The organism is Rhizobium ecuadorense (genome assembly GCF_001187535.1).
Lineage (GTDB): Bacteria > Pseudomonadota > Alphaproteobacteria > Rhizobiales > Rhizobiaceae > Rhizobium > Rhizobium ecuadorense.
In genome coordinates this window covers 255,883-279,099 of the sequence record NZ_LFIO01001733.1, presented here as the reverse complement: position 1 = coordinate 279,099, position 23,217 = coordinate 255,883, and the positions used below count along the sequence as shown (strand labels likewise).

At 60.9% G+C, this 23,217-nt stretch carries 21 protein-coding genes; 10 read left to right on the top strand and 11 right to left on the bottom strand.

Annotated elements, in window-relative coordinates; all coding sequences use genetic code 11:
• Nucleotides 1-32 precede the first annotated feature (32 nt).
• From AF337_RS34540 to AF337_RS34515, 6 genes are all read right to left on the bottom strand, one after another.
• Nucleotides 33-1,358 carry a D-serine ammonia-lyase gene (locus tag AF337_RS34540; RefSeq protein WP_049735605.1) on the bottom strand — a complete coding sequence of 442 codons (1,326 nt, stop codon included), beginning with the start codon at nucleotides 1,356-1,358 and terminating at the stop codon, nucleotides 33-35.
• Between the two features lie 34 nt (nucleotides 1,359-1,392).
• Nucleotides 1,393-2,151 (bottom strand): amino acid ABC transporter ATP-binding protein, encoded by a 759-nt coding sequence (locus tag AF337_RS34535; protein WP_049735604.1) that lies wholly within the window; start codon nucleotides 2,149-2,151, stop codon nucleotides 1,393-1,395.
• 25 nt (nucleotides 2,152-2,176) lie between these two features.
• Nucleotides 2,177-3,304 carry an amino acid ABC transporter permease gene (locus AF337_RS34530; protein ID WP_049735603.1) on the bottom strand — a complete coding sequence of 376 codons (1,128 nt, stop codon included), beginning with the start codon at nucleotides 3,302-3,304 and terminating at the stop codon, nucleotides 2,177-2,179.
• Nucleotides 3,301-4,515: an ABC transporter permease subunit gene (locus AF337_RS34525; RefSeq protein ID WP_049735602.1), complete on the bottom strand. Its 1,215-nt coding sequence runs from the start codon at nucleotides 4,513-4,515 to the stop codon at nucleotides 3,301-3,303. The genes AF337_RS34530 and AF337_RS34525 overlap by 4 nt, the downstream gene beginning before the upstream one ends.
• Before the next feature lie 57 nt (nucleotides 4,516-4,572).
• On the bottom strand, nucleotides 4,573-5,604 hold the full coding sequence (locus AF337_RS34520; protein ID WP_049735601.1) for a transporter substrate-binding domain-containing protein: 1,032 nt from the start codon (nucleotides 5,602-5,604) through the stop codon (nucleotides 4,573-4,575).
• Nucleotides 5,605-5,909: 305 nt separating this feature from the next.
• Nucleotides 5,910-6,806, bottom strand: coding sequence for a LysR family transcriptional regulator (locus AF337_RS34515; protein ID WP_049735600.1), 897 nt, complete (start codon nucleotides 6,804-6,806; stop codon nucleotides 5,910-5,912).
• Between the two features lie 126 nt (nucleotides 6,807-6,932).
• On the opposite strand from AF337_RS34515, the gene AF337_RS34510 reads away from it, so the two are divergent.
• From AF337_RS34510 to purU, 3 genes are all read left to right on the top strand, one after another.
• Nucleotides 6,933-8,210 carry a serine hydroxymethyltransferase gene (locus tag AF337_RS34510; RefSeq protein WP_049735599.1) on the top strand — a complete coding sequence of 426 codons (1,278 nt, stop codon included), beginning with the start codon at nucleotides 6,933-6,935 and terminating at the stop codon, nucleotides 8,208-8,210.
• A gap of 86 nt (nucleotides 8,211-8,296) precedes the next feature.
• Nucleotides 8,297-9,193 carry a bifunctional methylenetetrahydrofolate dehydrogenase/methenyltetrahydrofolate cyclohydrolase FolD gene (gene folD, locus AF337_RS34505; RefSeq protein ID WP_049735598.1) on the top strand — a complete coding sequence of 299 codons (897 nt, stop codon included), beginning with the start codon at nucleotides 8,297-8,299 and terminating at the stop codon, nucleotides 9,191-9,193.
• Between the two features lie 22 nt (nucleotides 9,194-9,215).
• Complete coding sequence (gene purU, locus AF337_RS34500) at nucleotides 9,216-10,112, top strand: formyltetrahydrofolate deformylase (RefSeq protein ID WP_049735597.1); 897 nt, start codon at nucleotides 9,216-9,218, stop codon at nucleotides 10,110-10,112.
• A 127-nt stretch (nucleotides 10,113-10,239) separates the two neighbouring features.
• Here the strand turns inward: purU and AF337_RS34495 are convergent, their stop codons facing one another.
• On the bottom strand, nucleotides 10,240-11,490 hold the full coding sequence (locus AF337_RS34495; protein ID WP_049735596.1) for a MalY/PatB family protein: 1,251 nt from the start codon (nucleotides 11,488-11,490) through the stop codon (nucleotides 10,240-10,242).
• Nucleotides 11,491-11,647: 157 nt separating this feature from the next.
• Between AF337_RS34495 and AF337_RS34490 the strand changes: the two genes are divergently transcribed.
• Nucleotides 11,648-12,118 (top strand): Lrp/AsnC family transcriptional regulator, encoded by a 471-nt coding sequence (locus tag AF337_RS34490; protein WP_049735595.1) that lies wholly within the window; start codon nucleotides 11,648-11,650, stop codon nucleotides 12,116-12,118.
• 93 nt (nucleotides 12,119-12,211) lie between these two features.
• Here the strand turns inward: AF337_RS34490 and AF337_RS34485 are convergent, their stop codons facing one another.
• A complete protein-coding gene (locus tag AF337_RS34485) occupies nucleotides 12,212-12,772 on the bottom strand; it encodes a hypothetical protein (RefSeq protein ID WP_152971327.1) in 561 nt (186 codons plus the stop codon).
• Nucleotides 12,773-13,087: 315 nt separating this feature from the next.
• Between AF337_RS34485 and AF337_RS34480 the strand changes: the two genes are divergently transcribed.
• Nucleotides 13,088-14,533, top strand: coding sequence for an IS1182 family transposase (locus AF337_RS34480; RefSeq protein WP_049735629.1), 1,446 nt, complete (start codon nucleotides 13,088-13,090; stop codon nucleotides 14,531-14,533).
• A gap of 260 nt (nucleotides 14,534-14,793) precedes the next feature.
• Here the strand turns inward: AF337_RS34480 and AF337_RS46160 are convergent, their stop codons facing one another.
• Entirely contained in the window at nucleotides 14,794-14,922 is a 129-nt protein-coding gene (locus AF337_RS46160) for a hypothetical protein (RefSeq protein WP_280138886.1), read from the bottom strand.
• A 210-nt stretch (nucleotides 14,923-15,132) separates the two neighbouring features.
• Between AF337_RS46160 and AF337_RS34475 the strand changes: the two genes are divergently transcribed.
• The 5 genes from AF337_RS34475 (at nucleotide 15,133) to hflX (ending at nucleotide 21,442) form a co-directional block, all read left to right on the top strand.
• Nucleotides 15,133-17,403: a sensor histidine kinase NtrY-like gene (locus tag AF337_RS34475; RefSeq protein WP_049735593.1), complete on the top strand. Its 2,271-nt coding sequence runs from the start codon at nucleotides 15,133-15,135 to the stop codon at nucleotides 17,401-17,403.
• Nucleotides 17,393-18,757, top strand: a complete 1,365-nt coding sequence (gene ntrX / locus AF337_RS34470; protein WP_049735592.1) for a nitrogen assimilation response regulator NtrX — start codon at nucleotides 17,393-17,395, stop codon at nucleotides 18,755-18,757. The genes AF337_RS34475 and ntrX overlap by 11 nt, the downstream gene beginning before the upstream one ends.
• A 64-nt stretch (nucleotides 18,758-18,821) precedes the next feature.
• Nucleotides 18,822-19,685: a D-amino-acid transaminase gene (locus tag AF337_RS34465; RefSeq protein ID WP_049735591.1), complete on the top strand. Its 864-nt coding sequence runs from the start codon at nucleotides 18,822-18,824 to the stop codon at nucleotides 19,683-19,685.
• 111 nt (nucleotides 19,686-19,796) lie between these two features.
• Nucleotides 19,797-20,039, top strand: coding sequence for an RNA chaperone Hfq (gene hfq, locus AF337_RS34460; RefSeq protein ID WP_003539403.1), 243 nt, complete (start codon nucleotides 19,797-19,799; stop codon nucleotides 20,037-20,039).
• A gap of 77 nt (nucleotides 20,040-20,116) precedes the next feature.
• Nucleotides 20,117-21,442: a GTPase HflX gene (gene hflX, locus AF337_RS34455; RefSeq protein WP_049735590.1), complete on the top strand. Its 1,326-nt coding sequence runs from the start codon at nucleotides 20,117-20,119 to the stop codon at nucleotides 21,440-21,442.
• 286 nt (nucleotides 21,443-21,728) lie between these two features.
• Here the strand turns inward: hflX and mazG are convergent, their stop codons facing one another.
• Nucleotides 21,729-22,574, bottom strand: a complete 846-nt coding sequence (gene mazG, locus AF337_RS34450; protein ID WP_049735589.1) for a nucleoside triphosphate pyrophosphohydrolase — start codon at nucleotides 22,572-22,574, stop codon at nucleotides 21,729-21,731.
• Nucleotides 22,575-22,594: 20 nt separating this feature from the next.
• Complete coding sequence (locus AF337_RS34445; RefSeq protein WP_049735588.1) at nucleotides 22,595-23,182, bottom strand: deaminase; 588 nt, start codon at nucleotides 23,180-23,182, stop codon at nucleotides 22,595-22,597.
• Nucleotides 23,183-23,217: the final 35 nt, after the last annotated feature.

Genomic DNA, 23,217 nt, shown 5'->3' with positions numbered 1-23,217 from the left:
GCCGCGCCTGTGGCACCATTCGGCATGTGGGACTAAGTGAGGGCTTCCGCCTGACGAAGGAAGTTCTGGAACTGCTCCTCCGGGACGAACGAACCGCCCGTCGTCCAGAGGATGTGCGTCGCCCGCGACATCTTCTTTTCCTCGATGCCCTGTTCAGCCTGGAAACGCCGGCCTTCCCTGTGACGCAAGAGGAAGTCGGGGCCGAGCAAGGCGGCGGCGGCCGAAGGCTCCAGCTTCTGCCTTTGGGTGATCCAGGCCATGCGAAGCAGCTTGAACAGATCGTCGTCGGCGGCCGTGTAGACGCCGGCGAGCATCTCGCGCATCACATTGGCCACGAAGGCCGACATGCGGGCGACGGCCATGCCGTCGGCTTCGGTCTTGTTGGTCAGGCCGACGTCGTAGACCGACACCAGTTCCTGCGAACCCGACATCATGTGGACGAGGGCGCAGGGCGACTGAACCGGCTCGACGAAGAAGGCGTGCACGTTGTCGCCGAAGATCGCTTTGGCACCGAAGGCGACGCCGCCCGGTGCTCCACCGATGCCGCAGGGCAGGTAGAGGAAGAGCGGATTTTCCTCGTCGATCGTTATCCCACGCTCGTCGAGTTGCGCGGCCAGCTCCGACGCCGCTGCGCTGTAACCGAGGAACAGGTGCCGGGACTGTTCGTCGTCGACGAAATAGATCGTCGGATCGGCGTCGGCGATGTCGCGGGCGTTTTCGACGGCTGTCGTGTAGTCCGCCTCATGCTGGATGGCATCGACGCCGAGCTTCCGCAGGCGCTCGACCTTCCAGGCCTTGGCGTCGGACGACATGTGAACCGTGGCCTTGAAGCCGAGCGCGCGCGCGGCGATGCCGACGCTCAAGCCGAGATTTCCGGTGCTGCCCACCGCCACGCTATTGCTTGAAAATAACGAGCGGGCCTCTTCGGTTGCCAGCTTCCGGATATCCTCGCCGTCAGCGAGCAGTCCCTTCTGACGGGCGAGACTTTCGGCAAACAGGAAAACCTCGTAGACGCCGCCGCGCGCCTTGATCGAGCCGGCAACCGGCAGGTGGCTGTCGGCCTTGATGAAGACGTTGCCGAACTCTCTCGTTCGATAGCCGAGCGCCTCGCGGAGTTCCTTGAGTTCTACCAGTTCGGAGCGGATTTCGCCGCCCGTATCCTTCAGTTCCGGAAAGCATTCGGCAAGAAGCGGCGCCAAGCGCTGCCAGTTCTGGCGCGCGCTCTTCACATCGGCCGGTGAAACCGGCAGGTCCGAGGTATCGATCGCCTGTTTCCGGTAGGATGGATTGAGCCAGAGGGTCGGTCGGCCCGCGAGAACATCAGCGCGAGCGGGAGCACTGGGCAGTATGGTGTTCATGGACATTTCCATTCGTGAGCCGGGCTGCGGTTGGTCAGTGTCTTAGGACGCGGGCGAGAAAAGAGCGAGCTCGGTCGTTTTTCGGATTGTCGAAAAACTCGTCCGGCTTCCCGATCTCGATGATCGAACCTTGGTCGATGTAGACGACGCGGTCGGCGACCTCTCTTGCGAACCCCATTTCATGCGTCACGACCATCATCGTCATGCCCTCGGTGGCCAGTTCCCGCATGACGTCGAGGACTTCGCCGACCATTTCCGGATCAAGCGCGCTCGTGGGCTCGTCGAACAGCATCAGATGCGGCTCCATGGCGAGCGAGCGGGCGATGGCCACGCGCTGCTGCTGGCCGCCGGACAGCTGGCCCGGATATTTGTGCGCATGCGCCTTGAGGCCGACGCGGTCGAGGAGCTTCATCGCGGTCGCTTCGGCCTCTTCCCGCGACTTTTTGCGGACCCGCATCGGGGCGATGGTGATATTGTCCAGCACGGTTTTGTGCGGGAACAGGCCGAATTGCTGGAATACCATGCCGACGCCCTTCCGGATCGCCGCGAGCTCGCGTTCCCCGCCAAGCTTCCGGTCCGCCTCGACGGGCATTTCATAGCCGTCCACAACGAGACTGCCGTTCTGGTACATTTCGAGGCCGTTGACGCAGCGGATGAGGGTCGATTTTCCTGAGCCGCTAGCCCCGAGGATGACCATGACTTCACCGCGTGTGACGGCGAGATCGATGTCCTTGAGCACATGGTGGGCGCCGTAGAACTTGTTCATGCTTTTCATTTCGACGATGGCGTTCATCGTGATGTCTCCGTGTTGGATCGGCTCACCGGGTACTCGTTGCCATATGGTCTTCGAGCTTTCTTGCGGCATAGGTGATCATCGAGCCGACCAGGAAATAGGTGATGAGCAGGAAGGAGAGGACTTCGAAGGTCCGGTCGCCATATTGTGGGTTTGCCAGGATCATCTGCCCTGCGCGGAGAAAATCCGTCAGTCCGATGATGAAGACGAGCGGCGCCGAGTTGAAGATGTCGAGCACGTTGCCGACCAGCGGAGCGACCACGACCCGAAGTGCCTGCGGCAGAACGATCGAGCGGTTGATGTCGAATTCGCTGATGCCGAGAGACTTTGCCGCCTCGATCTGAGCGCGGGGAACCGCCTGAAGGCCGCTCCGCACGTATTCGGCGACGTAGGCGGAATAGAAGATCGTGAACCCGATCATGCCGCGCGCGACGTCGGCCAGTCCCCACTGCGGCGCAAGGACCGGCATCAGGATCCAGATCCAGTAGACGACGAGGATGAGCGGGACCGACCGCATCACCTCGATATACCAGGAGGAAATAATCCGCAGGCTTGAGAGCCGGCTCTGCCGTCCGAATGCGAGCAGGATACCGATCGGCAGGGACAGGACCGACGTCACCAGCGTCAGCAGGACGCTGAGAAGAAGTCCGCCCCAGAGCCCCACGCCCGGAGGCGCCATGACCGCCACGACGACGATGAAGCCGGTGAACGCCGCGGCGGGCATCGCCTTCCTGGACAATGGCACATACGACGTCAGCACCCATCCCAGCGAGGTTGCGGCAACGACGCCTGCCGCAGACAGGGCGTTCTGCGGATCGCCATGATCGGCGATCAAAAGCAGCAACGGCACGAGAACGAGAACCAGCCCATGGTGAGGCTTGAACGAAAACACGCAGCCGAGACCGGCGCCGAGGGTCGCTGCGATGATCGCCGAGGCCGTCCATGCGCGCCACGCCTGATCGGCGGGAAAAACGCCGATCATCAACACCCGCAGGCTCTGCACGATGATATCCCACCTTGCCGTGGTGAGCGCCCAGTCAAGGATCGAATAGGCGAGCCAGAGCGCGCCGGGAATGACCAGCAGCGACAGGGCGACGTCGAAAGGCTTTCCGAACAGGTTGTGGCGGGTCCACTTTATTGAGGTGGCGATCATTGCGACACTCCCATGGGGTTAAGACGGCGGTTCGCCCAGTACACCGACGAACTGATGATCCAGCTGAGGATCAGGTAGGACGCCATGACGATGATGATGCCCTCAAGGCTGTGGCCGGTCTGATTGGCGATCGTCCCGTAAATGTTGAACAGATCCGGATATCCGACCGCGATCCCGAGCGCGGTGTTCTTGGTCAGGCTGATATACTGATTGCCGAAGGAGGGGAGAACGACGCGGAACACTTGCGGAAGGATGATGTCGTTGACGGTGTCGCGCCGGCTGAGCCCAAGCGATCCTGCGGCTTCCCATTGGGCCTTCGGAAGAGCGTCGATCGCGCCGCGGACGGTTTCGGCGATGAAGGAAGCGCTGCTCACGACGATGGCAAGCAGAAGGGCCGCCATCTCCGGGCTGATGCTGGTTCCCCCGCTGGCCTTGAACTTGTTGGCGACGGGGAAATTCACCGTCATCCCGCCGGTCGCGACCAGCAGCCCGAGGCAGACGACCGCCGCGCCGACGCATATCCGCCGCGCTCCACGGATGGGGTCGAATATTGCGCCCAAGGCCGACACTCCTGTGGCGGTGACCAGGATAAGCGAAAGGGTGGATGCGCCGCCGGTCCAAGACAGCGTGGGGACGTATATGCCCTGCTGGCTGACGATAAGGCCGCCGTAGAGCTTTGCTGCAGACGCCATTGGAGGAAAGTGCAGGACGACTGCGAAATACCAGAAGACGAGCTGTATGAGCAGCGGCGTGTTGCGGACGAACTCGACGATCCAGAAACAGAGGTTTCGCACCACCCAGTTCGTGGAGAGACGGCCGACGCCGAGCATCGTTCCGAGGATCGTGCTGAGGATGATTGCCAGCAGTGCGATCTTGGCGGTGTTGAAAATGCCTGTGACGAAAGCCGACGCGATCGACATGTCCGAAGAGAACTGGGCGAGGTTGGGGACGAAGCCTTCACCAGACGTCAGCGTCCATCCTTCGCTGATATCGAAGCCGGCGGTGTTGGCAAGAAAGGAGAAGCTGAACCGTATGCCCTTCTCGGCAAGGCCCGCCTTGACCGCATATGCCAGGATGCCGAGCAGCACGACGACCAGAGCGACGATTCCGAGCTGGATCGCTTCGTGCCGGATGCGATTGCGCAGGCGTCGCGACCTCAGTCTATCACTCTCTGCCATGCCGCGGATCGCATTCGTTTCGTGGATTGTCATGTTCAGGCTCCAAGAGCTTGGGGGGCGAAACGTTGTGGTTCCGACCCCCGGCCGGCATCAGTTCCAGAGCGGCGAGTAGATGGCGCCACCCTGCGTCCACAAGGCGTTCGGCGTGCCGTTGCGGTCGAGATACATCTTGGTCTTCGGACCGAGGTTGCGATCATAGGCCTCGCCGTAGTTGCCGACGGCCTTGATCGCCTGAGCAATGAAGTCGTCGGAGAGGCCGAAGTCCTTGCCGTAGCCGCCGCCGACACCGAGGAACTTCTGAATGAAGGGATCTTCGCTCTTCAGCTTTTCGGCCAGATTGGCCTGGGTGATCTCGGACTCCTCGGCCTGGAAGAGGCCGTATTCGATCCAGCGCAGCGCGTTGCGCCACTTGGAGTCGTTGGCAGCCACGAAGCCGCCGAACGGGGACTTGTCCAGCGTATCCGGGAGGATCAGATAGTCGGCAGGCTTCGGCGCATTCCCCGCCCAGGCGGCAAGGGCTGATCTGTCGGTGCTCATCGCATTGCAACGACCCGCGTTGAGAGCGGAGAAAAGCTTCTCGAGGTTTTCATAGGTCAGGACCTTGGAGTCCTTCCAGCCACGCGCCTTGAAGGCAGCAGCCAGAACCGTCTCGGTGGCCGATCCCTGGGTGGTGCAGATCGTTGCGCCATCGAGGTCTGCGAATTCCTTGATCCCGGCATCAGTTTTCACCATGAGGCCGGTGCCGTCGTAGAAGTTGATCGGCAGAAAATCGATCGCGATTGACGATTCGCGCGCCGGTTTGATCGTGGTGTGGGCGAAGACGACATCGACCTGGCCGGTGAGGACAGCATCAAAGCGGCTCTTGTCGGTCACCGTGATGAACTTGACCTTGGAGGCGTCGCCGAGAACGCCGGCGGCAACCGCTTTGCAGAAGTCGACGTCGAGCCCTTCCATCTGTCCGGTCGTGGTATTGAGATAGCCGAAGCCGGGAGCGGTGTTGTCGGTGCCGCAGTTGAGCACACCGCGCTGCTTGACCGTGTCGAGAACGGAGGCGGAAGCATTGGCCGCCGTGAACGCAACGCCTGCGAAAACGCCGGCAGTCAGGATTTTGAGTAGTTTCATCGAAGTTCCCCTTTCGGATCGCGTAGTGATGGTGACGCCAAATCAATGAGCGATGGCTCGATCGAAAGTCCGGTAAGACGCTGGAGGCGTTATCGCCTTTCTGACTGCGTCGTTCCCACTATTGGCCAAGGTCTGCGCGCGATCCTCGCTCCCAGTCCCATCAATTGGCAGATGGAGAGTAGGAGTGGGGTTCATTCAAATCTACTTAATTCTCCTGAGGTGATACATTAGGAAATCTGTTGTTTTGTCGCCTGGATGCCATGTTGAGGTGGTCGGCATGGGGCTGGTTGCGCCGGCACCCAGCGTCAAGACAGCGGCGGCTTCTCGGCCATTCGGTCAAGGAACACCTGAAGGGCCGGACTGCGCTTTTCCTCTTTGCGGAAGGCGATAAATATCCTCCGGCGGATTTCTGGAACGAGCCTGCAGACCCAGACGTCTTCGAGATCATAGCTGGCGCGCAGGCCAGGCAGGATCGAGATGCCGTAATTCTGCCGGATCAGCGCAATGGTCACTTCGAATCCCTTGCACCTCGCCACGATGTTGGGCTTGAAGCCCTCTTCCTGACAGGCCTCCACCAGCATCCTCGTATAGGTGTCGGAAGCGGTGTCGATCGCCCACCGGTCCTCCCGAAGCTCATGCAGGCCAACGGTCGGCCGCTCCGACAGCCTGTGATCCTTGGAGACCATGACGTTGAAGACGTCCTCCATCAGGAAAATCGTCTCGATGTTGGGATCGAGCGCGCCGGTCGGTATATTCAGGTCATCGATAATCGCGACATCCGTCTGCCAGCTTCGCAGCGCGGCAACGCTTTCGCCCGGCTCCATTTCTTCGAATTGGACGGTGAGGTGAGGGTGCCTTTCGGCGAGATCGTAGACGACCTTCGGAATGACGGCGGCCGCCACGGAAGGAAACGCCGCCACCCGAAGTTCGCCGGAAACGACGCTTTTCAATTCGGCGATGTCGGCTTTCGCCGATTCGATTTCGATGAGGATCTTCTCTGCCCGCAGCACCAGTTGCTGGCCGGCGGGCGTCATGACAACGCCCCGCCCGCGTCGCTCGACGAGCCGTATGCCCACCTCTTCTTCAAGAAGCGCAATTTGCTGCGACACGGCCGACGGCGAGACGTGTAAGGCTTCTGCCACCGCCGCCATGGTCTTGCGGATCGACAGTTCACGCAGTGCTCGCAGACGTCCGACATCCATAACGACCTCCTCGCAGCTTCGAAATCATTAGCATGTCTGAACGTATAAGCAAATATTATTAACTTTTTCTGGTGTTTCGATCGATCTAGGGTTCGCCTCACGAATTCGAGGAATTGGAGAACTCAGATGACCAACGCTGCAAGGGTGCATTTCAACACCACCGTCCAGGAGGCTGATCCACTCGTCGCCGATGCCCTCGCCTCCGAGCGGGCCCGCCAGCAGAACCAGATTGAGCTCATCGCCTCGGAGAATATCGTCAGCCGCGCGGTTCTGGACGGCTTGGGCCATGAGATCACCAACAAGACGCTCGAAGGCTATCCGGGCAATCGTTTTCACGGTGGCGGGCAGTTCGTCGACATTGCCGAGCAGGCCGCGATCGACCGCGCCAAGCAACTGTTCAATTGCGGCTACGCCAACGTCCAGCCGCACTCGGGGACGCAGGCCAACCTGGCCGTCTTCTTCCTGCTTCTGAAGCCAGGCGAAAAGGTGCTTTCGCTCGACCTTGCGGCCGGCGGCCACCTGTCGCACGGCATGAAGGCGAACCTGTCGGGCCGCTGGTTCGACGCCAACAATTACAGCGTCAACCCGCAGAACGAGGTCATCGACCTTGATGAGATGGAACGCATCGCCGAAGAAATCCGCCCGAAGCTGCTGATCACCGGTGGTTCGGCATATCCGCGCGAACTCGACTTCGAGCGCATGTCGAAGATCGCCAAGAAGGTCGGCGCCCATTTCCTGGTGGATATGGCCCACATCGCCGGCCTCGTTGCCGGCGGCGTCCATCCTTCGCCGTTCCCGCATGCCGACATCGTGACGTGCACCACCACAAAGACGCTGCGCGGTCCGCGTGGCGGCCTGATCCTCACCAACAACGAGGAATGGTACAAGAAGCTGCAAGCCGCGGTATTTCCCGGCGTCCAGGGATCGCTGCACAGCAACGTCCTGGCCGCCAAGGCGATCTGCCTGGGTGAAGCCCTTCGCGACGATTTCAAGCTCTATGCCCGCCAGGTCGTTGAAAACGCGAAAGTTCTCGCCGAAACGCTGGCGGATCGTGGCGTTCGCATCGTTTCCGGCGGCACCGACACCCACATCGTTCTGCTCGATCTGTCGAGCAAAGGACTGATTGGAAAGCAGGCCGAGACGCTGCTCGCCAAGGCGAACATCACCTCCAACAAGAACCCGATCCCTGGCGACAGTCCACGTCCTCCGGAGTGGGTCGGCATGCGCCTTGGCTCCTCCGCAGCGACGACGCGCGGCCTGAAGGAAGAGGAGTTCCGGGTTCTCGGCCACGTCATCGCGGACCTCATCGACGCCGAAACGAAGGGCAGGACCGACGAGATCGTCGGAACCGCCAGGGCAAAGATCGCGGAATTGACCGCGAAGTTCCCGATCTACGGCCACTAGGGCAACGTACCCATGCGGAAGTGCCCCGCCCAGATCTCCGGGCGCGGCATTTTGCCGGTTCGAGCTTGGATGCAATGGAGCACACCATGGGAATGGACAGATTCACACGCGCCGCAAACATCGACGGCAAAGAGTATGCAGCAAGGCTCATCGAGCGCATCAAGGCCGATGTCAAAACGCTGCAGGCAACGACTGGAGCCGTTCCCGGTCTGGCCGTCGTTCTGGTGGGGCACGACCCGGCAAGCGCAATTTATGTGGCTTCAAAGCACCGTCAGACGGTTGCCGCCGGAATGCGGTCCTTCGAATACCGGCTTGCTGCGGAAACCACGCAGGGCGAACTTCTTGACCTCGTGCATCACCTTAACAATGATGCAGAAGTACATGGAATTCTTGTTCAGTTGCCGCTGCCGGCGCATTTGGATCCGAACGCCGTGATCCAGGCCATCAATCCCGACAAGGATGTCGACGGCTTCCATGTGTCGAATGCGGGCCGCCTTGCCACCGGCAACCCGGCTTTGGTTCCCTGCACCCCTCTCGGCTGCATGATGCTCATCAAGGATACGCTCGGCGAGAGCCTCTCCGGCCTTCATGCTGTCATCGTCGGCAAGTCCAATATCGTTGGAAAACCGATGGCGCAGATGCTGATGAACGCCCACTGCACCGTCACGGTCGTTCACTCGCAGACAAGGAACGCGGCAGAACTTTGCCGGGCGGCCGACATTCTTGTCGTCGCGGCCGGTCGGGCGGGCCTGGTTCGTGGTGACTGGATCAAGCCCGGCGCAGTCGTCATCGACGTCGGCATCAACCGGATCCAGGACGGCGAAAAATCGCGGATCGTCGGTGACGTGGCGTATGGCGAAGCCGGCCACGCGCGCGCCATCACGCCGGTGCCGGGCGGCGTCGGCCCGATGACGATCGCATGCCTGCTGTCCAACACGCTCACCGCATTCCGCGGCCATCACGCGATGATCGCCGCGGCCTGAGACGACAAACAAGGAGATAGACATGACCATCACGGCCCCTCGCTACGCTCTGCGTGTCGCATGCCCGTCGATCCGCGGCGTGACGGCCGCCATCGCCGGCTATCTCTCCCAGAACGGCTGCAACATCTCCGACAGCGCGCAATTCGACGACGCCGACACCGGCCGCTATTTCATGCGGATCAGCTTCCAGCCGCATGACGGCCATACGCTTGACCAGCTTCGTCAAGGCTTCGAGCCGATCGCCAGGAAGTTCGAGGCGAAGGCCGAATTCTTCGACGAAGCCGAAAAGAAGAAGGTGATCCTGATGGTGAGCCGCTTCGGCCACTGCCTCAATGATCTCCTCTATCGCTGGCGCATCGGGGCGCTGCCGATCGACATCGTCGGCGTGATCTCCAACCACACGGATTACCAGCGGGTCGTCGTGAACCACGACATCCCATTCCACTGCATCAAGGTGACTAGGGAAAACAAGCCGGAGGCCGAGGCGAAGCAGATGCAGATCGTCGAGGAGTCGGGCGCTGAACTCATCGTGCTGGCCCGCTATATGCAAGTCCTGTCCGACGACATGTGCCGCAAGATGTCCGGCAGGATCATCAACATCCACCACTCCTTCCTGCCGAGTTTCAAGGGCGCCAATCCCTATAAGCAGGCATTCGAACGGGGCGTGAAGCTCATCGGCGCGACGTCGCACTACGTCACCGCAGACCTCGACGAAGGCCCGATCATCGAGCAGGACATCGTCCGCGTCACCCATGCGCAGAGCGGCGAGGACTATGTCAGCCTCGGCCGCGACGTCGAAAGCCAGGTGCTCGCCCGGGCCATCCACGCCCACATCCATGGCCGGGTGTTCATCAACGGCAACAAGACTGTCGTCTTCCCGGCTTCACCCGGCTCCTACGCGTCGGAGCGCATGGGCTGATTGCCAAGAGGGTCGTGGTCTTACGCTCTGGCATCGTCAGCGTGACCTCAGCGCAACGACAATAGATGGTTCGGACTGCCGCATCGAGAGCTGCCTGTGACCGCCGCCCGGCTGCATGCCGCCAACATCAGGAGTTTTGCGTGGTTAAAATCTTCAACCCGTCCGACGCCGCAGGCGAACGGATGGACGAGATAGCATCACATATTCTTTCCAGGCCACGCAGAACCTGCGAACGGGGACTGGCAAGGTTGAGGCGTATTCGCTGTCTGCCATTTTCGACGAACATTTCTCCGCCTTCGAGAATGACGCCGGCGTTTTCGATGAAAAACCTGGTGAGATTGAGGGAGGCTGGCAGATAGACGGAAAGATCGACCCAGGCGAGATAGGTCGCGTCGGGAATTTGGAAGTCGGCCTGCGGCAGGCGTCGCCGTAGGAACTCGCTAACCAGCGCAAAATTGCCGTCAAGATAATCGCGCAACTCCTCCAGCCACGGCTCGCCGTGGCGATAGACGCCAACAGCGGCCGCCAGGCTGATCGGGTTCACAAACGGGTAGTGGTTTTTTCTCCAAACGGCGCGTAGATCGGCATCGGGGATGACGACCGTCGCGATCATCATGCCCGCCAGATTGAAGGTCTTGCTCACAGCCATACAGGTGATGATGTCCCTGCAGCCGGGAAAAAGCTTGGCTAAGGGCGTGTGGCGACGATCCCTGCGTAGCAGGTCGCAGTGGATCTCGTCCGAAACGATCTTCACCCCGTTGGCGATGCAGATCTCGCCGAGCCGTCGCAGCTCTTCGTCCGTCCATATGCGCCCCGTCGGGTTGTGTGGGTGGCACAGAAAGAACAACTTGACGGCCGGGTCGCTGGCCTTCTGTTCGAAATCGCAAAAATCGATGGCGTAGCTTCCATCAACCTCGAGCAGCGGTGAGGTCACCAATGTCCTACCACGCTGGTTCGCCGCGTGTTTGAAATAGCCATAGGCGGGCGTGAGGGTGAGTACCCGTTCGTTCGGCGCACATATGTAGTCGACTAGGCTGAACAGGGCCGGAATAACGCCGAGGGAAACTTGCATCTCCTCCCGCTCGACCCGCCAGTCGTATCTTTTCAGACACCAGTCCCCGAAGACGTCGTAAAGCCCGTCGTCGAAATTCATGGTGTAGCCGAAGATCGGGTGCTTCAGCCGCTCAGTCATCGCATCGATGGCCGCCGGGGGCACGGCAAACTGCATATCCGCGACCCACATCGAGATGAGATCGGACCTCGGGACAGAGACGACCGCCGCATTCTCGCCGCCACCGAACAAATAGCTGTCAAACCCTTCCGCCGATAGGGCGTTGGTGCCATGGCGGGAGATTATGCGGTCAAAGTCGAAGCTCATAAACGTCAGACCTTTGCGGGTTGAGACAGGTTCGTGGGCCGGCTTGTCCGATCGAACCGACAATGTCGCCGACCGTACACGCAATTCGACGCTTGATGCTTCTAAAGTCTCCCAGCATACTCAGATAAGATGGAAGATTCTGCTACGGTTGAACGATATGGATCAGATTGATTTCAAGATTATCCGCGAATTGCAGAAGGATGGACGCCTGTCCAATCAGGAGCTGAGTGAAAGGATCAATCTCTCGCCGTCACCGTGCCACCGGCGCGTTCGCATACTCGAAGAGTCGGGCGTGATCGAAGGTTACACCGCACGTATCAGCCACCGCGCACTTGGAATGCCGGTCATCGCCTTCATAACGGTTCGTCTTGCATCCCAGAGCAAGAACTCGATGGCCAGATTCGAGGAAGGAGTGGGTCGAACCAGCGAGATCACGGCATGCTATCTCATGTCGGGGCGTCAGGATTATCTCCTCCAGGTCTTTACGGCATCACTTGATACCTATGAGGAGTTCGTCCGCGAAAAACTGGCGGAATTGCCTGGAATCGGCTCATGGGAAACCAATTTCGTTTTTGGCGAAATCAAGAAGGGATACATTGTCCCAGATATCCGAGTGAGCACCTCATAGCCTGTCGCAGAACTCCCGCAGGCCGTCTGAAAACCCCTTTCACGAACCGCCCTGAGGGTATTGGGACAGTCTGTAGGAGTTGCACGACATCCCCTACGATAAAGCGGGTGGATCGACGATTCCCAAGGAACGGAGCTTCCTCAGGTCCTCCAGGAATCGGTCACGTATCTTCTTCGGCTTAGTGAGCGGCGTCGCCAACACGGCGTCCTCGTCCCCCGTTCGCAGAAAATGAGATACCCACGGCCCCCAGGCATTGGTCTCGTAGAACTTGGGCCTCCAGTCCGAAGGAACGTTCTCCCTCCGCACGATGCCCTGAGTTTCCAGGTCAAGCCTGAACAGACGTGCCGGAATGCCTTCGCAGTCGAAGCTTGTGAATTGGGCCTTCGAGATGTCGATCGCCCAGTCCGTATTTTCGTAAAACGTTTGGCGGCTCTCGTCGTAGATCGCCTGCATTCGGGCATCCGGCAGGGACGTCACCGATCTATTGATCTTGAATGCAGAGACCCTGCCGGTGAATGTCACGCGCCGAAACAGGGAGCCCCAGAAGATCGTCAGGTCGTTCGCGGTTGAATTGGCGACCGTTGCGTCGCAGAAGATCGCCGGGCCGATCTGGCAGCCGACGAATTTGCATTGGTCGAGGTGGACGTTTTGCACCTGCGATCTCGATCCATCGGGCCTTTCATCCGATAGTAGGCAATTGTCGAAAAGGCAGTCGTGAAATCTCAGACCCACGAACCTCAGACCTGCGTCTCGATCCTTGAGCCTGGTAAAGGTCTGGCCTTCAATGAACTGCTCTCTTTCGGCCCGTGTGATTGGCGGTTGCTTCCGCCAGGACCATAGCTTGTCAAACATTCTCAGACCTTGCGACACGTTTTGCGATGATACTAAACGACGTAGCGGATACTAGGCAAACCGCCCCAAAACGCTGAGGTCGATTCCTACTGGTGATCGTACATGGTAGAGTTTGCCATGGCCCATCTTTCAGGAACAGATCGCGCGCAATTGCTGCTTTTGCCGGAAGCGGTGGACGATTATGTCGGCCCGGACAACCCGGTCCGCTTCATCGAGACCTTCGTGGACGGCCTCGATCTTGCTGCCGCAGGCTTTGTGCGGGTGGCTGCGAAGGAGACCGGCCGTCCGGGTTATGATCCGGCCGATCTTTTGAAGCTCTACGTGTACGGCTACATCAACCGGGTGCGATCCAGCCGGCGGCTCGAGGCCGAGGCCCATCGCAATATCGAGGTCATCTGGCTGCTGCGGCACCTGAAGCCGGACTTCCGCACTATCGCCGATTTCCGCCGCGTGAACCGGTCGGCCTTCAGGCAGGTGTTCCGTGAGTTCGTCATCCTGTGCCGTCAGCTCGACCTGTTCGGACGGGAACTGCTGGCAGTGGATGGGACTCGCATCAAGGCGGTGAACAACAAGGACCGCAACTTCACGCGTGGAGCGTTGACGAAGTTCATCCGCGAAGCCGACGAGAAACTGGCCGATTACATGAAGCGGCTTGATGAGGGCGATGCAGAAGAGGAGAAAGCCAGCAGCAATGGCGGCGGTTCCGGCCCCTGCGATGGCAAACTCGCGGAAAAGATTGCGGCGATCAAAGGCAAGCGGGATCGTCATAAGGCACTGCTGGATGAACTGGACAAAACCGGCGAGGACCAGATCTCGCTGACCGATCCGGATGCCCGCGCCATGGCGCGTATGACGAAGGTGGGCGTCGGCTACAATATCCAGCTTGCCGTTGATGTGAAGCACAAGCTGATCGCCGAGCAGGAAGTTTGTAACCAGGTACTGGATATGGGGCTTCTTGCGCCGACGGTCGAGGCAGCGATGGAAACGCTCGGTATCGACAGGATCGATGCGGTGGCAGACCGGGGCTACTTCAAGATCGAGGATATCGAGGCTTGCGAGAAGGCCGGTATCACCGCCTATGTTCCCAAACCGATCCGCGGTCCGGCCGTCGCCCAGGGCTTCTTTTCCAAGGAGCAATTCCGCTACGATCCGGACAAGGACATTTACCTTTGCCCAGCAGACCAGGTGCTCTCACCCCGTCACTTTGGAAAATCGCGCGACAATGTGAAGATCGACTACGTCAACCGCGACGCCTGCAAGGCGTGCGCCATGCGCGACCGCTGCACCAAAAGCTTCCGTCGCGTCTCGCGCCTTGAGAAAGAAGCGGTGCTTGACCGCATGGCAACGCGTCTCGCCGCCCGGCCCGACATTCTGAACCGGCGGCGAGAAAGCGTCGAGCATCCGTTCGGGACGATAAAACAGTGGATGTATCAGGGCACATTCCTGATGCGCAGCCTGGAAAACGTCCGGGGGGAGTTCAGCCTGACGGCGCTCGCCTACAACATCAAAAGAGCCATCACCCTTGTCGGCGTTGCGGGTCTAATTGCCGCCCTAAGGGCATGACAGGTCGCCCTACGCACTTTTTTTGAACCATACAGGGGCGAACAGATGCCCAATCATGCCTTCTCGGGCCCTTCAAACGACGAAATCAGAAAAACCCCGGCGCACGCAGAGTTCCGGCACTATCCAGCGTATGCCATCATTCATCCAAAGAGTTTTTGGACGCTCTGCCCGGTTAAAGCGACCATCTCGGATGCGAAGTTGCAGACTAAGGTTTCTGCAGCTTCGTAAAGGCCTGTGAGACTTCCTCGGTCCAAGGCGTTTCACATAGCCTCGTCGATCATGCCGAATACCGCTTGGACGAAGTCGCGCTCCGCGAAGACGGCGGGTGGCTGGATGATGACGGTGCGCGGACGCCGCAGGGCGAGTGGAATGACAATATGCCTGGGCAACGCTCCATTGTGTCGGTCCCAGAGCTTGGCGTGGCTTGACAATGTGAAGGAGGGCGTTGCATTTTCGCCACAATGCGTTGCTTAAAGGTCACGCAAGGGTTTTGGACTTCGCTCCCGATCGAGTCGTTGCAGCGCTGGCTTTCTTGAGCCGGCGTTCTTTGGTTTCGATCGGCTGGCGAGGGCGGTGGGTGCCGCCTGAAGAGAGGCCGAATGACGCAGGATGGGGTATCGCCGGCAGCGGCGGGCGAGGCGGTGACCACGGTGACCGATCGCCGCGCCCTTTTCGCCGTGCCGGGCCTGGTGCTTGCCGGCGGCGCGCTTCTCTGCGCCACGGCCACACTTTTCGTGCTGCTTGGTCTCACCCCGATCGCGCCGAGTTCGCATGTCGTCATCACCTCGGTGATCGTCAACTCCTTCTTCGTCCTGACGCTGCTGGCGCTGATAGCCCGCGAGGTGGCAAGGCTGCTCAAAGCGCGCACCCGGGGCAGGGCGGCGGCACGCCTGCATATCCGCATCGTCGTGCTCTTCTCGATCGTCGCGATCACGCCGGCGATTCTCGTCGCCATCTTTGCCAGCATCACGCTGAATGCCGGCCTCGACCGCTGGTTTGCGCTGCGCACCCAGTCGATCGTCAGTTCGTCGCGCAATATCGGCCAGGCCTATATGATGGAAAACGCCAGCTACCTGCAGGGGCAGACGGTTTCCATGGCCAATGACCTGGAGCGCAACCGTGCACTCTACAGCCTCGACCGGACGGGCTTTGCCGACCTGATGACCCGCCAGGCGAGGGGCCGCGGCCTGCTCGGTTCCTTTCTCGTCGAGCGCGACGGCTCGGTGATCGTTCAGGCCGACATCGCCACCGAAAAGCCGTTGCCGGCAATTCCGCAGGACGCGCTGGAGAAGGCCGCTGCCGGCCAGCCGACGCTGATTCCGCCTGGTGTTACCAACCTCGTCGGCGCCATCATCAAGCTCGATGCCATCCAGGGCACCTTCCTTTATACGGTGCGCGCCGTCGATCCCAAGGTCATGGGCGCCATGCGCATGATGGAGGAGAACGCCACCGAATACCGGTCGATGGAAGCCAACCGCTTCTCGCTGCAGATCGCCTTCGCCGTGCTCTATATCGGCTTCGCGCTGATTGTGCTGCTCGCGGCGATCTGGACTGCGATCGCGGTTGCCGACCGTATCGTCCGGCCGATCCGGCTGTTGATCACTGCGGCCGACAGCGTCGCATCGGGCAATATGGATATCGTCGTGCCGGTGCACGCCGTCGATGGCGACGTCGCCAATCTGTCGCGTACCTTCAACAAGATGATCTCGGAAATCCGCACCCAGCGCGACGAGATCCTCGAGGCCAAGGACGAAGTCGACGACCGCCGCCGCTTCATCGAGGCGGTGCTGTCGGGTGTGACCGCCGCCGTCATCGGCGTCGAGCACGACCGCCGTATCGCCATCGTCAACAGTTCGGCCGAGACGCTGATGTCGCTGTCGGCCGACGAGATGCTTGGCAAGCAGCTGGCCGACATCGCGCCCGAGGTCGATCAGGTGCTGAGCGAGGCTGCGTCGCGTCATCGCGGCGATTTCCGCAAGCAGATCGCGCTCGTGCGCGGCGGCACGGTGCGCACACTGAGCGTGCAGGTCACCCGCGAGGAAGTGCGCGATATGAGCGAATCCTATGTGATCACGCTCGACGACATCACCGATCTCGTCATCGCCCAGCGCTCGACCGCCTGGGGCGACGTGGCAAGGCGCATCGCCCATGAGATCAAGAACCCGCTGACGCCGATCCAGCTGTCCGCCGAGCGCATCCAGCGCCGTTACGGCAAGCAGATCGACCCGGACGACCGAACCGTCTTCGATCAGTGCACGGATACGATCATCCGCCAGGTCGGCGATATCGGCCGCATGGTCGACGAATTCTCCGCCTTTGCCCGCATGCCGAAGCCGACCAAGGAGCCGAGCGACCTGCGCGATATCCTGCGTGATGCGATCTTCCTGCGCGAGATGGGCAACAATCACGTCACCTTCGGGCAGGATTTCGGCGACCAGCCGCTGGAAGGCCTGTTCGACAGCCGCATGCTCGGCCAGGCTTTCGGAAATCTGATCAAGAATGCCGTCGAGGCGATCGAGGCCGTGCCGAGCGACGAACGAGACGAGCGCAAGATTCTGGTGCGCGCCGCCTTCGACGCCGGCCGCGACCGCTTCACCGTCGATGTCATCGACAATGGCCGTGGTCTGCCGGTGGAGAACCGCCACAGCATTCTGGAACCCTATATGACGATGCGCGAGAAGGGCACCGGCCTCGGCCTCGCCATCGTCAAGAAGATCATCGAAGAACATGGCGGGCAGCTCGAGCTGCACGATGCGCCCGCCGATTTTGACCGGGGAAGAGGGGCCATGATCCGCGTGCATCTGCCACGCCGGGATCCGACGCCCGCCTCTCCCGCAGCCAATGACAAGGAAAGCGTTTATGGCCTCTGATATTCTCGTCGTCGACGACGAGCACGATATTCGCGAGATCGTTTCCGGCATTCTCTCCGACGAGGGACACGAAACGCGCACGGCCCATGACAGCGACAGCGCGCTGGCGGCGATATCAGACCGGGTGCCGCGGCTGATCTTCCTCGATATCTGGATGCAGGGCAGCAAGCTCGATGGCCTGTCGCTGCTCGACGAGATCAAGACCCGCCATCCGGATCTGCCGGTGGTGATGATCTCGGGCCATGGCAACATCGAGACCGCCGTCTCGGCGATCAAGCGCGGCGCCTTCGATTTTATCGAAAAGCCTTTCAAGGCCGACCGGCTGATCCTGATCGCCGAACGGGCGCTTGAGAATTCCAAGCTGAAGCGCGAGGTCTCCGAGCTGAAGCGCCGCACCGGCGACGCGTTGGAGCTGATCGGCACCTCGGTCGCCGTGTCGCAGCTGCGCCAGACCATCGAGAAGGTCTCGCCGACCAACAGCCGCATCATGATCCTCGGCGCATCCGGCTCCGGCAAGGAGCTGGTGGCGCGGATGATCCACAAGAAGTCGACCCGCGCCAACGGTCCCTTCGTGGCGATCAACGCTGCCAACATCACGCCGGATCGCATGGAAGTGGCGCTGTTCGGCACCGAGGGCACGCCCGGCCAGGCGCGCAAGATCGGCGCGCTCGAGGAAGCTCATCGCGGCATCCTCTATCTCGACGAAGTCGGCGAGATGCCGCGCGAAACGCAGAACAAGATCCTGCGTGTGCTTGTGGATCAGCAGTTCGAGCGCGTCGGCGGCTCCAAGCGCGTCAAGGTCGATGTCCGCATCATCTCCTCCACAGCCTATAATCTCGAAAGCCGTATCGCCGAAGGGTGGTTCCGCGAGGATCTCTATCATCGCCTCGCCGTCGTGCCGGTGCGGGTGCCGGCGCTGGCCGAGCGACGCGAGGACATTCCCTTCCTCGTCGACCAGCTGATGCGTCAGATTTCCGAGCAGGCCGGCATCCGTCCACGCCGCATCGGCGACGACGCCATGGCCGTGCTGCAGGCGCACGACTGGCCTGGTAATATCCGCCAGCTGCGCAACAATATCGAGCGGCTGATGATCCTTGCCCGCACCGACGGGCCGGATGCGCCGATCACCGCCGACATGCTGCCGACCGATCTCGGCGACATGCTGCCCAAGGTCTCGGCCAAGAACGACTATCACATCATGACGCTGCCGTTGCGCGAAGCCCGCGAGATGTTCGAGAAGGATTACCTGATCGCCCAGATCAACCGCTTCGGCGGCAATATCTCACGCACCGCCGAGTTCGTCGGCATGGAGCGTTCGGCGCTGCATCGCAAGCTGAAGTCGCTCGGCGTCTGATCTTTCCGGCGCGGCCATTGCCACGCCGCATTCCCTTATAGCTTTCTGCAAGACCAGGTTTCCCATGCCGAGAATTGCCTATGTGAATGGCCGTTACGTCAAGCATTCCGATGCCAGCGTGCATATCGAGGACCGCGGTTACCAGTTCGCCGATGGCGTCTACGAGGTCTGCGAGGTGCGTCACGGCTATATCGTCGACCTCACGCGCCATCTGAACCGTCTCGACCGTTCGCTCGGTGAACTCAGCATTGCCTGGCCGATGAGCCGGGCGGCGCTGACGCAGGTCATCCGCGAGACGTTGCGCCGCAATCATGTCCGCAACGGGCTTTTCTATATGCAGGTGACGCGCGGCGTGGCGCGCCGCGATCATGTCTTCCCGGCCGAAGGAACGCCGCCGTCGCTTGTCATCACCGCCAAGAGCACCGATCCCAAAATCATCGCCGCCAAGAATGCCAACGGCATCAGGGCGATCACCGTTACCGACAATCGCTGGGACCGCGTCGACATCAAATCCGTTGGCCTGCTGCCGAATGCCATGGCCCGCCAGCAGGCCAAGGAGGCCGGCGCCCAGGAGGCGATCTATGTCGATGGCGACGGCATGGTGAAGGAAGGGGCGGCGACCAATATCTGGATCGTCGATTCCGAGGGAACGCTGGTGACGCGGCCGGCCGAACACGGCATCCTGCGCGGCATTACCCGCACCACATTGATGGATGTCGCAGCCAAGCTCGGCTTGAAGATCACCGAGCGGAACTTCTCGGTTTCCGAGATGCTCGCCGCCCGCGAGGTCTTCCTGACCGCAGCCACAAGTATTTGTTTTCCGGTCGTTTCCGTCGATGGCCAGACGATCGCCAACGGTCATCCCGGCAGTGTCTCGCAGAAAGTCCGCGAAGCCTTTTTCGACGTTGCGGAAAAGATTGCGATTTGATACCAAGATTTGCTGGACGGGTGGAATGAGGGTGCCACCGGTCTTGCATGGTGAGGTTGATTGATACTCCACCGGCCAACTCAGGTCGGCAATAAAGAAAGAAGCGGCGCGATGGCGGAACGTTCTCAGAATCTTCAGGATCTATTTCTCAATACTGTTCGCAAGCAAAAGATTTCCCTGACAATCTTTTTGATCAACGGCGTGAAACTCACGGGCGTTGTTACCTCTTTCGACAATTTCTGTGTTCTTCTTCGCCGTGACGGCCATTCGCAGCTCGTGTATAAACATGCGATCTCGACGATCATGCCGGGCCAGCCCATGCAGATGTTCGAGAGCGAAGAAGCAGCGTCCTAACAGGATCAGCCGTCATTTCGACACGCGATACCAAGAACGATTCGATCATCCCTGAGGCCGCCAAGCACAGGGACGATATGCGCGCGACCGTCGTCGTGCCGGTTCTGAAGTCGCGCAGCCGCGGCGGCCAGAGCGAATCGGCCTCGACCCGCACGCCGGAAAGCCGGCTGGAAGAAGCGACCGGTCTTGCCCAGGCGATCGACCTCGACGTGGTCAACGGCCAGGTCGTGCCGGTCAACGATCCGAGACCGGCGACATTGCTCGGCACCGGCAAGATCGAGGAGATCAAGGCGCTGCTCGACGAGCGCGATTCCGGTCTCGTCATCGTCGATCATCCACTGACCCCGGTGCAGCAGCGCAATCTCGAAAAGGAATGGAACGCCAAGGTCATCGACCGGACGGGCCTCATCCTCGAAATCTTCGGCCGCCGCGCCTCCACCAAGGAAGGCACGCTGCAGGTCGATCTCGCCCATCTGAATTACCAGAAGGGCCGGCTGGTCAGAAGCTGGACCCACCTTGAACGCCAGCGCGGCGGCGGCGGCTTCATGGGCGGCCCGGGCGAAACCCAGATCGAAGCCGACCGGCGGATGCTGCAGGACCGCATCATCAAGCTCGAACGCGAGCTGGAGCAGGTGGTGCGCACCCGCCAGCTCCACCGCGCCAAGCGCCGCAAGGTGCCGCACCCGATCGTGGCGCTCGTCGGTTATACCAATGCCGGCAAATCGACGCTGTTCAACCGCATCACCGGCGCCGGCGTGCTGGCCGAAGACATGCTCTTTGCCACGCTTGACCCGACGCTGCGCCGCATGAAGCTGCCGCACGGCCGCACCGTCATCCTGTCCGACACTGTCGGCTTCATCTCCGACCTGCCGACCCATCTCGTCGCCGCATTCCGGGCAACGCTGGAAGAGGTGCTGGAAGCCGATCTCATCCTGCATGTCCGCGACATGTCCGATGCCGACAACCAGGCGCAGAGCTCCGACGTCATGCGCATTCTCGGCGACCTCGGCATCGACGAGGCCGAAGCCGGTAAGCGGCTGATCGAGGTCTGGAACAAGATCGACCGGCTGGAGCCCGAGGTCCACGACGCCATGATGCAGAAATCATCAGGCGCCAGCAACGTCGTCGCCGTTTCGGCCGTCAGCGGCGAGGGCGTCGACACGCTGATGGACGAGATCAGCCGCAGGCTCTCCGGCGTTATGACCGAAACCACCGTCCGCCTGCCCGTCGACAAGCTGGCGCTGCTGCCCTGGCTCTACGACCACGCGATCGTCGACGGCCGCGAGGACAACGAAGACGGCTCGATCACACTCGACCTGCGCCTCTCCGAAACCGAAGCTGCCGAACTCGAACGCCGCATCGGAAATGGGCCGAAGCCGCCGCGCGAGGATTGGGAGCGGTGAGCGGGCCTTCGGGCGCGCGCTTTCCTCCATCCTCTTAAGCGGCGGATCGGACAGCTCAGCAAGGGCCGAATGGCTCGATTGAGTGAGAGGAAGCAGGGACGTTGCCACATCTCCCTTCTCCCCAGCGGGGAGAAGATGCCGGCAGGCAGATGAGGGCGTGAGCGGCAAAGCCGCGAATGCGCTGAGCGCAGGCGAAGGGCAATGAATGGTGGGCCGTGTGGCCCCTCATCCGACCCTTCGGGCCACCTTCTCCTCGCTGGGGAGAAGTGGGAGAAGGGGAGAAAGCTCACTCAGCCCCAGCCATCACAGCCCGCTCAATCGCCTTCGCCGCCTGCCAGATCTCTTCCATCCGCTCAAGGCTAGCCGCCTCCAGCGTCTCGCCTTCTGCATCAAGAACATTCTCTATGTGGCTGAACCGACGCCGGAATTTCGTATTCGTTCCACGCAGCGCCTGTTCCGGATCGGTCTTCACATGCCGGCCGATATTGACGACCGCGAAGATCAGGTCGCCGAGTTCATCGCTGACCTTTGCGCGGTCGCCGTCTCGCAGTGCCGCCCGCAATTCGTCGATCTCCTCCTCGATCTTGTCGAGGATCGGCTCGGGGGCCGACCAGTCGAAGCCGACCTTGGCGGCGCGTTCCTGCAGTTTTAGCGCTTCCGTCAAAGCCGGGAAGCTGCGCTGCACGGAGCCGAGGAACCCGCCCTTGAAATCCTCGGTAATCCCGCGCTTTGACCGGCGCTCAGTGCGCTCGCGTTTTTCCGCCTGCTTGATCTCGTCCCACTGGATCTTTACCGCATCCGGCGTGTCGGCCGCCGAGCGGGCGAAGACGTGCGGGTGGCGGCGGATCATCTTGGTGGTGATGGCGTTGACGACGTCGCCGAAGGAAAATTCGCCTGCCTCCTCGGCCATGCGCGCATGGAAGACCACTTGCAGCAGCAGGTCGCCCAGCTCGTCGCAGAGATCGTCCATATCGCCGCGCTCGATCGCATCGGAAACCTCATAGGCCTCCTCGATCGTATAGGGCTTGATCGTCTCGAAGCTCTGCTCGATGTCCCAGGGGCAGCCGGTTTCAGGATGGCGCAGCGCCGCCATGATCTCGATCAGCCGCGAAATATCTTTGGAAGGTTCCATGGTGCCTCGGTTCAGCTGCCTCAGTTGAGCGGAATATCGTTGGCGCTCTTCGACGACTGGTAGGTGGTGGAAAGCGCATTGTAGCGCGCTTTGATGCGGGCAGTCTGCGCCTTCAGCGCCTCTCTCGGCTGGGCCTCTTCGGTCTCGACGAGATCGGCGACGGCAAAGCTGTTCCAGAAGGCGTTTTGCCTGCGATAGCCGCCGGGTTCAAGCCCGAAGACCTCCTTGAGGATCTTCAGATCGTGCGGAATGGCGAAGGCATCGCGGGAATCCTCGTGGCTGAAGAAATAATAGAAATTGTCGAAGCCTGCCCAGGTGATCGCCGACATGCACATGGTGCAGGGCTCGTGCGTCGACAGGAAGATCAAATCCTTGGTCGCCGGCTTGTCGCCAAGCTCGTAGAAGCGCTTCAGCGTATGCACCTCGCCGTGCCAGAGCGGATTGTCGAGTTCGTTGTTGGTTTCGGCGACGACGAGCGAGAGATCGGATTTGCGCAGGATCGCCGCGCCGAACACCTTATTCCCAAGCGATACGCCGCGCTCGGTCAGCGGCAGGATATCGTTTTCGATGACCGAAAGCAGGCGGGCGGCGATGGTCTTGTCAGGCATTGGCGTCTCCGGTTTCCCTCAGTCTATCGCCTCGG